General features: G+C 62.4%; 15 protein-coding genes and 1 other RNA gene. 8 read left to right on the top strand and 8 right to left on the bottom strand.

Features of this window, described 5'->3' with window-relative positions; all coding sequences use genetic code 11:
- Positions 1 to 122: 122 nt before the first annotated feature.
- Positions 123 to 650, bottom strand: coding sequence for a peptide deformylase (gene def, locus BLV09_RS27665; protein WP_146689663.1), 528 nt, complete (start codon positions 648 to 650; stop codon positions 123 to 125).
- A gap of 170 nt (positions 651 to 820) precedes the next feature.
- On the opposite strand from def, the gene BLV09_RS27660 reads away from it, so the two are divergent.
- Both BLV09_RS27660 and BLV09_RS27655 read left to right on the top strand, forming a co-directional pair.
- On the top strand, positions 821 to 2,029 hold the full coding sequence (locus tag BLV09_RS27660) for a DNA recombination protein RmuC (RefSeq protein WP_146689662.1): 1,209 nt from the start codon (positions 821 to 823) through the stop codon (positions 2,027 to 2,029).
- Between the two features lie 246 nt (positions 2,030 to 2,275).
- On the top strand, positions 2,276 to 3,649 hold the full coding sequence (locus tag BLV09_RS27655) for an AmpG family muropeptide MFS transporter (protein WP_146691329.1): 1,374 nt from the start codon (positions 2,276 to 2,278) through the stop codon (positions 3,647 to 3,649).
- A 10-nt stretch (positions 3,650 to 3,659) separates the two neighbouring features.
- Here BLV09_RS27655 and BLV09_RS27650 read toward each other — a convergent pair whose 3' ends face one another.
- The 5 genes from BLV09_RS27650 to ffs all read right to left on the bottom strand — a co-directional run bounded on the left by BLV09_RS27650 (position 3,660) and on the right by ffs (position 7,163).
- Positions 3,660 to 4,091 (bottom strand): hypothetical protein, encoded by a 432-nt coding sequence (locus tag BLV09_RS27650; protein WP_146689661.1) that lies wholly within the window; start codon positions 4,089 to 4,091, stop codon positions 3,660 to 3,662.
- 23 nt (positions 4,092 to 4,114) lie between these two features.
- A complete protein-coding gene (gene recR / locus BLV09_RS27645) occupies positions 4,115 to 4,717 on the bottom strand; it encodes a recombination mediator RecR (RefSeq protein ID WP_146689660.1) in 603 nt (200 codons plus the stop codon).
- 5 nt (positions 4,718 to 4,722) lie between these two features.
- Positions 4,723 to 5,043 carry a YbaB/EbfC family nucleoid-associated protein gene (locus BLV09_RS27640; protein WP_100385384.1) on the bottom strand — a complete coding sequence of 107 codons (321 nt, stop codon included), beginning with the start codon at positions 5,041 to 5,043 and terminating at the stop codon, positions 4,723 to 4,725.
- A gap of 24 nt (positions 5,044 to 5,067) precedes the next feature.
- A complete protein-coding gene (locus BLV09_RS27635) occupies positions 5,068 to 6,903 on the bottom strand; it encodes a DNA polymerase III subunit gamma/tau (protein ID WP_146689659.1) in 1,836 nt (611 codons plus the stop codon).
- Positions 6,904 to 7,066: 163 nt separating this feature from the next.
- An RNA gene (gene ffs / locus BLV09_RS27630) (signal recognition particle sRNA small type) lies at positions 7,067 to 7,163 on the bottom strand.
- 260 nt (positions 7,164 to 7,423) lie between these two features.
- Here ffs and BLV09_RS27625 point away from each other — a divergent pair.
- From BLV09_RS27625 to BLV09_RS27600, 6 genes are all read left to right on the top strand, one after another.
- Positions 7,424 to 7,840 (top strand): HIT domain-containing protein, encoded by a 417-nt coding sequence (locus tag BLV09_RS27625; RefSeq protein ID WP_146689658.1) that lies wholly within the window; start codon positions 7,424 to 7,426, stop codon positions 7,838 to 7,840.
- Between the two features lie 3 nt (positions 7,841 to 7,843).
- On the top strand, positions 7,844 to 8,794 hold the full coding sequence (gene nudC, locus BLV09_RS27620) for an NAD(+) diphosphatase (RefSeq protein ID WP_100385381.1): 951 nt from the start codon (positions 7,844 to 7,846) through the stop codon (positions 8,792 to 8,794).
- Between the two features lie 81 nt (positions 8,795 to 8,875).
- Positions 8,876 to 9,808: a sugar kinase gene (locus tag BLV09_RS27615; protein ID WP_146689657.1), complete on the top strand. Its 933-nt coding sequence runs from the start codon at positions 8,876 to 8,878 to the stop codon at positions 9,806 to 9,808.
- A 100-nt stretch (positions 9,809 to 9,908) separates the two neighbouring features.
- Complete coding sequence (locus BLV09_RS27610; protein WP_100385379.1) at positions 9,909 to 10,409, top strand: Lrp/AsnC family transcriptional regulator; 501 nt, start codon at positions 9,909 to 9,911, stop codon at positions 10,407 to 10,409.
- 101 nt (positions 10,410 to 10,510) lie between these two features.
- On the top strand, positions 10,511 to 10,858 hold the full coding sequence (locus BLV09_RS27605; RefSeq protein ID WP_146689656.1) for a hypothetical protein: 348 nt from the start codon (positions 10,511 to 10,513) through the stop codon (positions 10,856 to 10,858).
- A 2-nt stretch (positions 10,859 to 10,860) separates the two neighbouring features.
- Positions 10,861 to 12,330, top strand: coding sequence for a methyl-accepting chemotaxis protein (locus tag BLV09_RS27600; RefSeq protein WP_146689655.1), 1,470 nt, complete (start codon positions 10,861 to 10,863; stop codon positions 12,328 to 12,330).
- A gap of 116 nt (positions 12,331 to 12,446) precedes the next feature.
- Here BLV09_RS27600 and BLV09_RS27595 read toward each other — a convergent pair whose 3' ends face one another.
- Positions 12,447 to 13,946, bottom strand: a complete 1,500-nt coding sequence (locus BLV09_RS27595; protein ID WP_146689654.1) for a phosphomannomutase/phosphoglucomutase — start codon at positions 13,944 to 13,946, stop codon at positions 12,447 to 12,449.
- Positions 13,947 to 14,073: 127 nt separating this feature from the next.
- Positions 14,074 to 14,586 (bottom strand): TIGR02281 family clan AA aspartic protease, encoded by a 513-nt coding sequence (locus BLV09_RS27590; protein ID WP_146689653.1) that lies wholly within the window; start codon positions 14,584 to 14,586, stop codon positions 14,074 to 14,076.
- Between the last annotated feature and the right edge of the window lie 86 nt (positions 14,587 to 14,672).

Raw genomic sequence — 14,672 nt, 5'->3', positions numbered from 1 at the left:
ATAGATTCTATCCGTCATGGCCGGGCTTGTCCCGGCCATCCACGTCTTAAAATGTCTGTAAGGAAGGCGTGGATGCCCGGCACAAGGCCGGGCACGACGAAGAAACGTTGCGAAATCGAACCCTACTCCGCCGCGCGCTTGGCGGCTTTGGCAAACTTCTTCAGCACGCGGTCGCGCTTCAGCTTCGACAGATAGTCCACGAACAGCACGCCATTGAGATGATCGATCTCGTGCTGGATGCAGGTGGAGAACAGGCCTTCGGCCTCCTCTTCATGCACCTTGCCGTCGAGATCGGTGAAGCGAATGCGCACCTTCGCCGGCCGCTCCACCTCTTCATAATATTCCGGGATCGAAAGGCAGCCTTCCTCGTAGACCGACATATCTTCCGAGGAGGCAAGAATTTCCGGATTGATGAAGACGCGGGGCCGCGGCTTGGTCTCGCCGTCTTCGTCCCGTTTGGCGAGATCCATCGTGATCAGCCGCAATGGCTGCGCGACCTGGATCGCGGCAAGCCCGATGCCGGGGGCGTCGTACATGGTCTCGAACATGTCGTCGGCGAGCTTCCGGATCTCCGGAGTCACCTTCTCAATAGGTTTGGAGACCAGCCGCAACTGTTTGTCCGGTAGGATGATGATTTCTCTGATGGCCATGGCGGGCGATTTAAGCTGCTGAAATGCCGGGGTCAATCGCAGCGGGCCCACGTTAAGGCGCCGTTAACCATGAAATTTAAGACGGCATTAACCATAAAAATTTACCTGGCAGTAACCATAAATGTTCCCTCTTCGTTCGCGCTCACGTGCGAATCGGCTACAAGGACGGCATGAACGAGATCCTTTTCATCATCGGCGACTGGCCGGTGCGCCTGGGTGCGGCGCTGACCGGCTTCGGCGCGCTGGCGTTGCTACTGCTGATTGTCATTGCGGTCGTGATTGCACGGTCCGGCCGCCGCGGCGCGGAACTGGCGATGGCGCAAGCCATCCGCGCGGACGAGCTGGAAGAGCGGTTGAGCGAAATGCTCCGCGCGCAAAGCGAGGCCACCGGCCGTGTCGATGCGATGGGCCAGGCGCTGGCCGGCCGCCAGGCGGAGATGGCGCGCACCGTCAGCGAGCGGCTGGATTCGGTCAGCCACCGGGTCGGCCAGTCGATGGAGCAGACCACGCGCAACACCATGGACTCGCTGCGCGTGCTGCACGAGCGGCTCGGCATCATCGACAATGCGCACAAAAACCTCACCGACCTGACGTCGCAGGTCACCACGCTGCGCGACGTGCTCGCCAACAAGCAATCGCGCGGCGCGTTCGGTCAGGCGCGGATGGAAGCGATCGTCCAGGACGGCATGCCCAAGGGCTCCTACGAATTCCAGTTCACGCTCTCCACCGGCAAGCGGCCGGATTGCGTGGTGTTTCTCCCCGATCAGCGACCGCTGTGCATCGACGCGAAATTTCCGCTGGAGGCGATGACCGCGCTGCACGACGCGCGCACCGACGAGGAAAAGAAATTCGCCAACCAGCGGCTGCGCGCCGACGTGATGAAGCATGTCAGCGACATCGCCGAAAAATATCTGATTGCCGGCGAGACGCAGGACACCGCGCTGATGTTCGTGCCGTCAGAGTCGGTCTATGCGGAAATTCACGACGGTTTCGACGACGTGATCCAGAAGGCCTATCGCGCCCGCGTGGTGCTGGTGTCGCCATCGCTGCTGATGCTGGCGATCCAGGTGATGCAGCAGATCCTGAAAGACGCGCGGATGCGCGACGCCGCCGACCAGATCCGCACCGAAGTGCTCAACCTTGGCGATGATCTGGGCCGGTTGCGCGAGCGGGTGCTGAAGCTGCAAAAGCATTTTAGCGACGTCAACGAGGACGTCCGGCAAGTCCTGATTTCGGCCGACAAGATCGAAAAGCGCGCCGGCCGGATCGAGGAATTGGATTTTTCCAAGAGCGATGCGCCCGTTGAGGCCCCTCACATCGTCAAATCAGCCGCGCCCGAGCTGTTTCCATTGCCCCGCAAGCTGCAGGCTGGGGAGTAGGGAGCCACACACCAAGCTGTCATCGCCCGGCTTGACCGGGCGACCCAGTATTCCAGAGACGATCGATGGAAGCACGGAGCTTCTACGGGGGTATCCGGTAATACGAGCGAGGCATTAATGAACTCGGGCTGTACGGAATACTGGATCGTCCGCCTTCGCGGACGATGACGCCGAGGGGCGTCATGCCCGGGTCAAACGAGCGCGGTGATGACGGCTTTTCTTGCCGAATCTGCTACCAACGGCGGCATGGTTGCACCTGATAACGCGCCCAAACCGAATTCATCCGCACCGTCGGCGCCGAAAGCCTCCTGGCGCGACGGACTGGCGGTGTATCTGCAGCGCCGGGTGCTGATCGTCATGCTGCTCGGCTTTTCGTCCGGCCTGCCGCTGGCGCTATCGGGTTCGACGCTTTTGGTATGGATGCGCGAATCCGGCGTCGACCTCGGCACCATCGGCCTGTTCGCGCTGGTCGGCACGCCCTACACGCTGAAGTTCCTGTGGGCGCCGCTGGTCGATGCGCTGCATGTGCCGATATTCACGCGCGCCTTCGGCCGCCGACGCGGCTGGCTGGTGTTCTCGCAACTGCTTTTAATCGTGGCGATTCTGCTGCTGGCACTGACCGATCCGGCGCGCTCGCCGCTATTCGTGGCATTGGGGGCGCTACTGGTCGCCGCGATGTCATCGACGCAGGACATTGTGGTCGATGCATTTCGCGTCGAGAGCCTGCCCGAGAGCGAACAGGCCGCCGGCATGGCGTCCTACGTCGCGGCCTATCGTATTGGCCTGCTGGTCTCGACCGCCGGCGCGCTGTTCCTCGTCAGCGGATTTGAAAGCACCGGCATCCCGCGCGCCTCGGCCTGGATGTGGGGCTATGTGGTGATGGCAGCGTTGGTGCTGATCGGCACCGCGACGGCGCTCGCCGCCACCGAGCCCGAGCAATCGGTGCGTGCGGAGGCCGCAACAAGCACGGAGACCGCATTCGCGCGGGTGTTGCATGCCGCGATCGGCGCGTTCTCCGAATTTCTCATGCGCAAGGATGCCTGGGCCGCGCTCGCCTTCGTGGTGCTGTTCAAATTCACCGACGCGTTTTCCGGCACCATGACCGCCCCGTTCGTGATCGACCTCGGCTTCACCCGCAACGACTATGCCGCGATCGTCAAGGGCGTCGGCCTTGCCGCGACCCTGATCGGAGGCTTTGCCGGCGGCTTCGTGGCGCGGCGCTATTCGCTGGCGGCGAGCCTCTGGATCGGCGGCGCGCTGCAGGCGGTCGCCAATCTGGCGTTCTCCTGGCTGGCGCTCTCCGGCGTCAACCAATGGGCGCTGGCATTTGCGATCACGGCGGAGAATTTCACCAGCGCCATCGGCACCGTGATCTTTGTCGCCTATCTGTCGGCGCTGTGCAGGAATCCGCTGCACACCGCGACCCAATACGCGCTGCTGACGGCGCTCTCGGCCGTAGGGCGCACTTATCTGTCATCGGGCGCGGGATATGTGGCGAAGGCTGTCGGCTGGCCGCTGTTTTTCGTCATCTGCGTCTTTGTCGCGGTACCGAGCCTGATCCTGCTCGCCTGGCTGCAGCGGCGCCGGCATTTTGACGAGCTGGAAACGGCGCAAGTCTAATGCTTCGCCGTCAATGCCGCGTCACCACACTCCATTTGGTGACCACGGCATCGCTCATCTGCCCGGCTTGCTGGGAACAGGTGACCTCGTCGACCTTTACCGAGACTTCCTTGCCGACGAAATTCTTCAACTGCGCCACCTGCGAATCGCTGTTGGTGATGATCTGAAAGGTTTCGGGGCCGGTTTCGAGACCGCAGAGTCCGGTCGGGCCAGGCAGCCGGCGCGGCTCGCTGGTGATCTGGTAGGTGGCAACACGCTTGCCGTTCGCGCCGCTGCGCACGCGCATGGCGTTGAGTTCTCCCGAGAGCACATCGCCGGCCTGAATCAGTTTGGCCGCCTTCGGCGCGGGTTCGGCGTCCTGCGCGCACACGGCGGGTGCGGCAAGCACCGCCGTCATGGCCAGCAGCAAGCCCAGCCGTTTGCCGAATCGTCGAATCGTCATGTCGATATTTCCGTCTGCGATGGTTAGAACAGCGTTCGCTGCCGCATGGCTGCGGATAGCGTGCCTTCGTCGAGATAATCAAGCTCACCGCCGACCGGCACGCCATGGGCAAGCCGCGTCACCTTGACGTTCGCGTCCTGCAGGAGGTCGGTGATGTAATGCGCGGTGGTTTGGCCATCAACCGTTGCGTTCAATGCAAGGATGATTTCAGTGACGCGCTGGTCATATGCGCGCGCCACCAGCGCATCAATGGTCAGGTCCTGCGGTCCCACGCCATCGAGCGGCGACAACGTCGCACCCAGCACGTGATAAAGACCATTGGTGGCGTTCGCCCGCTCCAATGCCCAGAGATCGGCGACGTCGGCCACCACCACGATGACGGAGGGATCGCGCCGCGGATCGGTGCAGACCGTGCAGGGATTTTGGGTGTCGATGTTGCCGCAGGTCTTGCAGACCTGGATCTTGTCGATTGCCACCTGCAATGCGGAGGAGAGCGGCGTCATCAGCGCTTCGCGCTTCTTGATCAGATGCAAAGCCGCGCGCCGCGCCGAGCGCGGACCAAGCCCCGGCAGGCGCGCCAGGAGCTGGATCAGGCGTTCAATTTCAGGACCGGCAACCGCAGGCATGTTGTCTAGCCAAGCCCAAGACCGGGCGGCAATCCGAGGCCGCCGGTGAGGCTCTGCATCTTCTCCTGCATCGCGGCTTCCGCCTTGCGCCGCGCGTCATTATGCGCGGTGACCAGCAGATCTTCGAGGATCTCGCGCTCGTCCGCCTTCATCAGCGAAGGATCGATCTTCACCGCCTTCACTTCCATCTTCGCGGTCATGCGCACGGCGACCAGCCCGCCGCCGGAAAGCCCCTCGACCTCGACATGGCCGAGTTCTTCCTGCATCGCCTGCATCTTCGATTGCAGCTGCGCTGCTTGCTTCATCATGCCGAGAAAATCAGCCATCCATGCTTCCTTTGAACGGGTCCATCAATCGTCGCTGTCGGAACTCTCGGCGGGGTCTTCGCTCATAACATCGGATTCCGGCGGCTCAGGGGCAAGCCTGCGCACCTCGACAACTTTGGCGCCGGGAAACCGCGCCAGCACCTCTTGCACGCGTGGATCGGCTTCGGCCGCACGCTCGCGCTGGTTTTTCGCGGCTTCGTTCTGCGAACGCAGCGTCGGCTGTCCCGCGTCGTTGGAGACGATCACGGTCCAGCGACGGCCGGTCCATTGCTCCAGCTTGCGGGACAAATCGTTGATCATGGTGCGGGAGGCGTGGCGCTCCAGCGCCAGTTCGAGCCGTCCGTCCTCGATCCGCACCAGACGGACATCGGCTTCCAGCGCAGCCTTGGTCAGGAGATCACGATGCTGACCGGCGAGCGCGACGAGTTCGGGAAAGCTGGCAATCCTGAGCGCCGCCGCGGGCGCAGGCTGCCCATCGGCTGCTGGCACGATCATCTGCGGGCGCGGCGAGGCCTCGGCGCGGGGGGCGGCAGAAGCGCGCGCGGGCTGGGATGCCATCGAAGAGACGTTCGACGCCGGCGCAGTGCGGGGCGCAGCACTGGTCGTAATCACCGGCGAAGCGTCGCCATTCTGCTCGAGCATGCGGATCGCGTCGTCCGGCGTCGGCATGTCGGCGACATAGGCAATGCGCACCAGCACCATTTCCGCGGCTGCAGCCGGCCGCGTCGCGGCCTGCACCTCGGCGATGCCTTTCAGCAGCATCTGCCACATCCGCGACAACACCCGCATCGAGAGCTTCGAGGCGAAGTCGCGGGCGCGCAGCCGCTCGGTCTCGCCGAACGCGACATTATCGGCGGTCGCCGGGACGATCTTGACGCGGGTGACGAAATTGACGAATTCGGCGAGGTCAGACAGCACCACGATCGGATCGGCGCCGGTATCGTATTGCTCGCGGAATTCCTTGAAAGCGCTGGCGATATCGCCGCGGGCCAGCGAATCGAAGAGATCGATCACCCGGGTGCGGTCGGCAAGGCCAAGCATCTGCCGCACCGCGTCGGCGCGCACCAGGCCCGCCGCATGCGCAATCGCCTGATCGAACAGCGACAGCGAATCGCGCACCGAGCCTTCCGCGGCGCGCGCGATGATGCCGAGCGCTTCCGGCTCGACCTCGACGTTCTCCTTCGACGCAATATTCGAAAGATGCTTCATCAGCACGTCGGCTTCGACCCGGCGCAGGTCAAAACGCTGGCAGCGCGACAGCACCGTGACCGGCACTTTGCGGATTTCCGTGGTGGCGAACACGAATTTGGCGTGTTCCGGCGGCTCTTCCAGAGTCTTCAGAAACGCGTTGAAGGCCGCGGTCGACAGCATGTGGACTTCGTCGATGATGTAGACCTTGTAGCGTGCGCTGGCCGGCGCATAACGCACGCTGTCATTGATCTGGCGCACGTCATCGACGCCGGTATGGGAGGCCGCGTCCATTTCCAGCACATCCATGTGCCGGCTTTCCATGATCGCCTGGCAATGCAGGCCAAGCACCGGCATGCGGATGGTCGGTCCCTTCACCGATCCGTCCGGCAATTCATAATTCAAGGCGCGGGCGAGAATCCGCGCCGTGGTGGTTTTCCCGACTCCGCGCACGCCGGTCAGAATCCAGGCCTGCGGAATCCGCCCGGTCTCGAACGCATTCGAAACGGTACGGACCATGGCCTCCTGGCCGATCAAATCCTCGAAACTGGTGGGACGGTATTTCCGTGCCAGCACGCGGTAGGGCTTGCCCGCCTCGGGCGGACCGCCGCGATCAAAACCGCCCTGGTCAGCGCTGTCGGACTTGTCTGGGGGAGCGCCAGCCTCGGTCATCGATCGATCCGCAATTGATTGTCTCTCTCGGCCGGCCTGGAGGACATAGCTTGCGCGTATCCTGATCGCAAAACCGGTGCCCACTTTTACGGATTACGCGCCGGAACAGAATCAAGCGCAAGACGCGGGCTTGCCGCTTTTGCGCGATTCACTCGAAAAACAGGTAGGAGACTGACGAGCGACCCGATCCGGACCTCGTTAGGGCTGCTTCCTTCCGGACCTGACCCGGTTGGCGAGTGGCTCGTCCACCGCCAATCTCCCACCTCTATTTGGGGCCAAAAGGTCCGGAAAGCAAGCGTCGCATCGGTTGTCATATGCCGCCCAACGGTCTCGCCTTTTGGTAAGCCCAATGACAGGCTCGAGCCTGTATCCGGCGAATTCCGGCCCCTCGATATTCAGCGGGCCACGCCATACTGATCACCCGCTTTCGCGGATGATGCCGCCTTGATATGACACTTCTTCAGTGCCTGCCGCAGGCGCTTTATCCGCCCGACGAATGTCGGGCAGGCTGGAACCTGATATGCCCACCTCCTGGTCGCTGCATCCACAGCTCAAGAAAGACACCATCGACATCGGCGACCTGCCGCTCTCCCGCATCCTGGTGATCAAGGATGCGCATTACCCGTGGCTGCTGCTGGTGCCGCGCCGGCCGGAGACCGTTGAGATCATCGACCTCGACGAGGTCGAGCAGGCGCAGCTGATGACGGAGATTTCCCGCGTCGCGCGGGCTCTGAAAGACATCACCAAATGCGACAAGTTGAATATCGCAGCCCTCGGCAATGTGGTGCCGCAACTGCATGTACACATCATCGCGCGCCGCGGCAGCGACGTCGCCTGGCCGCGCCCGGTGTGGGGCGTGGCGCCACCGCTCGAGCATGATGCCGAGGAGGTGCAGCATTTCATCAGCGCGCTTCGCCGTAAAATCTGGCTAGGGTAATTCATGACCGCATTCGACTCATTTCCATTGGGCCAGCCGGCCTTCGTCACCAATATTCTCGATCGCGCCGCCTATTTGCGTAACGACGATGCGAAACTGCTGGCGCTGGAGGGCAAGCGCGATTCCCGCGCCTATGTGGTGCACCGCGATTCGCTGGTCGTGAACAAGGAGAACGGCAGCTCGCGCGCGCTGCTGACGATCGACGAGGCGATCAAATACGGCGCCAATCCCGGCACTATCTTTTTGGGCCTGCGCGACGGTGCAGCGGTGTTCGGCATGGGGATCGGCGCCCCTGCGGTGGAAAAACTGCTGACCCGCGAAGACGTTGCGGTGGCCGAATTGCGCGGCATGGCGATGCAGGGCGTGGTGCCGCCCGATCAGCTTTCGGCGATCGCGATGGCGAAATCGATGGTGAGCTGGCATCAGCGCCACGGCTATTGCGCCAATTGCGGAACCCGAAGTGCGATGAAGGAAGGCGGCTGGAAGCGCGAGTGCCCGAACTGCAAGGCCGAGCATTTTCCGCGCACCGACCCCGTCGTGATCATGCTGGTGACGTCGGGCGACAAGTGCCTGCTCGGCCGGCAGAAGCAGTTCATGCCCGGGATGTATTCCTGTCTCGCCGGCTTCGTCGAAGCCGCCGAAACCATCGAGGACGCGGTTCGCCGCGAAATCTTCGAGGAGTCCGGAATTCGCTGCACCGACGTGAATTACTACATGACGCAGCCATGGCCCTACCCGTCATCCCTGATGATCGGATGCACCGCGCGCGCGACCAACGACGACATCATCGTCGATCACTCCGAACTCGAAGACGCCCGCTGGTTCGATCGGGCCGAAGCCACCTTGATGATCAAGCGGCAGCATCCCGATGGTCTCGCGGGACCGCATCCCTTTGCCATTGCTCATCATTTGCTCGGACGCTGGGTGCATGCAGGCCCCGACGCAGGTGCATAACGGGAACTTCCCGCTGGCCAGATCGATTAAAGCCGGACCTTGGTTCCGGCAGCACGCGGAGCCGGTATGACGGATTCCCGCATGAATTTTCACGATGCCGCGCCAAAGATCCCGCCGCGTATTTTATGCGTCGGGATGCCGGTGCGCGACCTGACGTTTCGCATCCAGGAGTTACCGGCGCGCGGCTTCAAGGTGAATGCCAGTCATTTCGATGAAATCAGCGGCGGAAACGCGCTCAATGCGGCGATCGGAATTACACGTCTTGGCGGCCGCGCATCGGTCTGCGGCCCGATGGGCGACGCCCGGGAAACTTCGCCCAGGTACATTTTCGAAAAGCTCGCGCATGAAGGCATCGACACCAAACACATCGTTCACATGCCGGGCCTGGTGACGCCGATCTCCAACATCATGATCGACCCCAGCGGCGAGCGCACCATCGTGACCTTCCGCGACCCCGAATTATGGAAGGTCCGCCTGCCCGACACAGACAGGCTGCTGGAGGACTGCGATGCGATCCTGACCGAGAATCGCTGCGCGGAGTTCTGCACCGAGCTTTGCGCCGAGGCGCGCAGGCGCGGCATTCCCGTGGTCGTCGACGTCGACCGCACCATGTCGCTGCGGGAAGGATTGCTTATCGCCTCGTCGCATCTGGTGTTCTCCAGCGAAGCCCTGCAATCCACCGCCGGGGTCGCCGATGACGGCGAGGCGCTGAAGAAGATCGCCAAACTGACCCCTTCGTTCCTGGCGGGCACGCGGGGCGCCCAGGGCACGCTGTGGCTCGATGAGCAGCACAACCTGCAACAGACGCCCGCTTTCCCGGTGCATACCGTGGACACGCTGGGCGCGGGCGACGTGTTCCATGGCGCATTTGCGCTGGCGATCACCGAAAAGCAGGATCTGCGGCAGGCACTGCGGTTCGCCTCCGCCGCCGCAGCGCTGAAATGCACCCGTTTCGGCGGTGCTTTTGCTGCCCCGCAACGTGCTGAAGTTGAAGAGCTTTTGGCCCAGAGCTGAACGGCCAACCCGGATCGGCCCGGCCGTTGATGGGCTTGTCTTAGAAGAATTTTCTATATATGAGGAACATCAACCTCAGATATGGAAGAAAGTTCTTCTCATGACCGACCTCGCCGTTCAAGTCCTTGAACCCAACCGCCGGCTTGATGCCATCGACCGCAAGATTCTGACGGTGCTGCAGGACGATGCCTCGCTGTCCGTCGCCGAGATCGGCGACCGGGTCGGGCTGTCATCGACGCCGTGCTGGAAGCGCATCCAGCGGCTGGAGGCCGATGGCGTGATCCTGCGCCGGGTGGCGCTGGTCGACCAGAACAAGATCGGCCTCGGCATCTCGGTTTTCGTCTCGGTGGAAAGCTCCGATCATTCGGAAGCCTGGCTGCGGAAATTCGCCGACGCCGTCAGCGCGATGCCGGAGGTGATGGAGTTTTACCGGATGGCGGGCGACGTCGATTACATGCTGCGCGTCGTGGTGGCGGACATGCAGAGCTACGACGTGTTCTACAAGAAGCTGATCGCCACCGTGCCGCTGAAGAACGTGACCTCGCGTTTTGCGATGGAGAAGATCAAGTCGGTCACCGCACTGCCGGTGCCGGCGGCTTAAGGCCCGCCACTCGCGGAGCGCGATACTAATTTGCTCCACCCGCAAAGATCGTAAATACAGCCTTAACGCTCGATTAGCTAAGGTTTGATATTCCTGTCCCGATGGAGCGGGCAACGATCACGCGCGCGTCTCGCTGGCCCGCCTGGCTGAATGCCACGGCGCTCTTGCTGGCAAGCGCTGTCGCCGTCGCATCGCTCTCTTTTAAGGTTCGTCCCGGCGCTGAAGTCGTGGCTGTTGCCTTTCCACCGTGGTGGACCTCGCAACATATTTTCGAAGCCGCTGCTTCCGCCAATGCGGAGATTGTCAGAACGACCGGCATTACGGCCGTTCTCGTGGTCAAGCCCAGCGCAAACCAAGGCATCAGCCGTTTGCGCGACGCCGGAGCCTGGCTGACGATCGACCCGCAAGCTATTGCGGCCTGTTTTAACGATCGAGACAAGGAAATTTGAGCATGGATACCGATTCCAGGGATTTGGATGCGCTGCGCGAAAACGCCAGCAGGGCCTCGATCGCACTGCTCTGGCTGCACGTTCCCATCGCCATCGCGATCGGCGTGGCGATCGGCGCCGAGTGGCTGCTGCCAGCAATCCTGACGTTGGCGATGGCGGCTGCGGCCACGCTGTCATGGCGCATGGCAGGCAACGGTCTTTCGACCAGTCTGGTTGTCGCCGTCGCATTGATGGGTGGGGTGTCGGTGTTCACGTTCCAGTTCATGGGACATCCCTGGCAGATCGACATGCACATGTATTTCTTTGCGGCGCTCGCCTGTCTGGTCGCCTATTGCGACTATCGGCCGATCCTCGCCGGAACCGTCGCCGTCGCCGTGCATCATCTGCTGCTGAACTTCATCGTTCCGGCTGCGATCTTTCCCGGCGGAGCTAATTTTGGCCGCGTGATTCTTCACGCGGGTATCCTGATTCTCGAAGCGGGCGTGCTGATCTGGGTTGCTCATGAACTGGCAAGCCTCTTCGTCACAACCGCGCAGAAGACGGCCGAAGCCGAAGCAGCGCACGCCGCCGAGGCCCATGCCAACGCCGAACGCAGCGAAACCGAGCAGCGCGCCAAGCGCGAGCGCGATGCGGCGAGGCGCAAGCTCGCCGCCGAGTTCGAGAGCAAGGTCGGCCGTATCGTCGAGGCGGTCGCCGTGGCCGCTCGCGAAATGCAGGTCATGTCCTCGTCCATGCGCAATGGCAGCGGAGAAGCCTCGCGACAGACCTCTGCCGCCGCCGCCGCATCGACGCAGGCCTCGCTCAATGTCGAAACGGTGGCCGCAGCGGCCGAGGAACTGACAGCCTCGATCGGCGCGATCGCGCACCAAGCGACGCGCTCCGCCGAAGTCACGGGAAAGGCGGCTCAAGAGGCCCGCCGCACCAATACCGTCGTCGAGGGGCTTGCAAGCGGGACCCAAAAGATCGGCGAGGTCGTGACGCTGATCCAGAACATCGCCAGCCAGACCAATCTGCTGGCCCTGAACGCCACGATCGAAGCCGCCCGCGCCGGCGAGCATGGCCGCGGCTTTGCGGTGGTGGCCAGCGAAGTCAAGGCGCTGGCCAATCAAACCGCGCAGGCGACCGAAGAGATTTCGGCACAGATCCAGAGCATCCAAACCGCAACCGGCGAAGCCGTCAACGCGATCCAGGCGATTGGCGGGACCATCGCGGAGATCAACGAAATCTCCAACGCCATAGCCGCCGCCGTCGAACAGCAGGGAGCCGCGACACGCGAGATCTCGGGCAACGTGCAGCAGGCCGCGAACGGCACCCGCGAGGTCAACGAAAACATTGTCGGGGTAGCCCAGGCCTCCAGCGAAATCGGAAGCTCGGCCTCGAAGCTGCTCGACGCCGCAACCGGATTGTCATCGCAATCCGAGCGGTTGAAGTCCGAGGTCGACAGTTTCCTCGGATCCATGCGGGCGGCGTAACGCTCGATCCCCGCATTGCCGGGATCACCGCCGCGATCACCCGCGAAAGCGGGTGATCCGGTATTTCAGAACGCCTGTGAAGAAATCGAGCAACGCCGGCGTGCGACCGCCGGTGTTCAGATCTTCTGATTATATTCGCCGACTTCGGGATGGGTGCGCAGCACCGAATCCATCGCCTCGAACATGTCGCGCATCCGCTGCTCGGACACCGGGCTTTCGACCACCACCACCAGTTCCGGCTTGTTCGATGAGGCCCGCACCAGACCCCAGCTGCCGTCTTCGACCGTGACGCGCACGCCGTTGACGGTGACGAGATCGCGGATCGGCTGGCCTGCGACCTTCTCGCCCTTCTTTTGCATCGCCTCGAAATGCTTCACCACGCTGTCAACGATGCCGTATTTCGCCTCGTCCGAACAATGCGGCGACATGGTCGGCGACGACCAGGTCTTCGGCAGCGCGTTTTTCAGATCCGCCATCGACTTGCCGGGCGCCCGATCGAGCATCTCGCAGATCGCGATCGCCGAGATCAGGCCGTCGTCATAGCCACGGCCGAATGGCTTGTTGAAGAAGAAGTGGCCGGACTTCTCGAAGCCCGCCAGCGCGCCCAATTCGTTGGTGCGGCGCTTCATGTAGGAATGGCCGGTCTTCCAATAGGTCGTTTTCGCGCCCTGCTTCTGCAGCACGGGGTCGGTCACGAACAGACCGGTCGATTTGACGTCGACCACGAACAGCGCGTTCTTGTGAATCGCCGACATGTCGCGCGCCAGCATCACGCCGACCTTGTCGGCGAATATTTCCTCGCCGGTATTGTCGACCACGCCGCAGCGATCGCCGTCGCCATCGAAACCCAGCCCCACATCGGCCTTGTGCGCCAGCACCGCGTCGCGGATGGCGTGCAGCATTTCCATATCTTCGGGATTGGGATTGTATTTCGGGAAGGTGTAGTCGAGCTCGGTGTCGAGCGGCACCACCTCGCAGCCGATCGCCTCCATCACGCCAGGCGCGAAGGCACCCGCGGTGCCGTTGCCGCAGGCCACCACGACCTTCAGCTTGCGTTTCAGCTTGGGGCGTTTGGTGAGGTCGGTAATGTAGCGCGCCGGAAAATTCTCGTGAAACTCGTATGAACCGCCGACCTTGTTCTTGAAATCGGCGTTGAGCACGATCTCTTTCAGCCGGCTCATCTCGTCAGGACCGAAGGTGAGCGGACGATTGGCGCCCATCTTGACGCCGGTCCAGCCATTGTCGTTATGCGATGCCGTCACCATCGCGACGCAGGGCACGTCGAGTTCGAATTGGGCGAAATACGCCATCGGCGTCATGCACAGGCCGATGTCGTGGACCTTGCAGCCCGACGCCAACAAACCTGAAATCAGCGCATATTTGATCGAGGCCGAATAGCCGCGGAAATCATGCCCGGTCACAACCTCCTGTTTGGCGCCGAGTTCCGCGATCAATGCGCCGAGCCCCATGCCCAGCGCCTGAATGCCCATCAGGTTGATTTCCTTGCCGAACAGCCAGCGGGCGTCGTATTCGCGAAATCCGGTCGCCTTCACCATCGGCTCGGATTCGAAGGCATAGGTATTGGGAACCAGCACGGGTTTCGGCTTCGGAAACATTCAAATGGCCTCATCGTGAAATGCTGAAAAACAATGCACCGCAGCCATAGCGAATGCCGTGGCGTGGCGGAAGGCGGGATTAAGCGTTTTGTGACGAATAATTGCGGCGGATTGGCAGCGAAAGCACTTACTGCTCCAGCACCATCGTGCCGCCAGCATATTCGAACCGCTTCAGCCTGGACAGGAACGACAGGCCGAGCAGGTTTTCCGACAGCGCTTCGTCAGGCAGCACCATGGCGTCGACATCGCGCACCACCAACCCTCCGACATCGATCATGGCGATGCGCGTGCGCGCGGCCTTGATGGTGCCGTTGGCGGTCGTGACGGTGGCCTTGTAATCGCCCAGCGACGGGCGCAGGCCAAATCGCGCGGCGGAGGTTTCGTTCAACGCAATGACCGACGCGCCGGTATCGACCATGAAGTCGATACGCTGGCCGTTGATGCGGCCTTCGGTTTCAAAATGGCCGCGGGCATCGCGCGGGATATTGAGGCTGCGGCCGGACGCCACGGCCATTTCCACAGGAGCGTCGGCGTTATGGGAAGCTGTATGAGCGAGCGCGGGAGTTATGCGGTCCGCCATCTGGGCCATGACGGTGCCGAGGCCCGCCATAACAGCGGCAAAGATCATTATGTTACGCATGACGCTACACTCGATCCAAGACTTGCCGATATGACTTGCCGATAGGGCTTGCCGATAGGGCTTGCCGATATCACCACGTCTGCCGC

The organism is Bradyrhizobium canariense (assembly GCF_900105125.1).
Classification (GTDB): Bacteria; Pseudomonadota; Alphaproteobacteria; order Rhizobiales; family Xanthobacteraceae; genus Bradyrhizobium; species Bradyrhizobium canariense_A.
The sequence above is the reverse complement of the archived record's forward strand: the minus strand, read 5'-3'. Positions and strand labels throughout refer to the sequence as shown.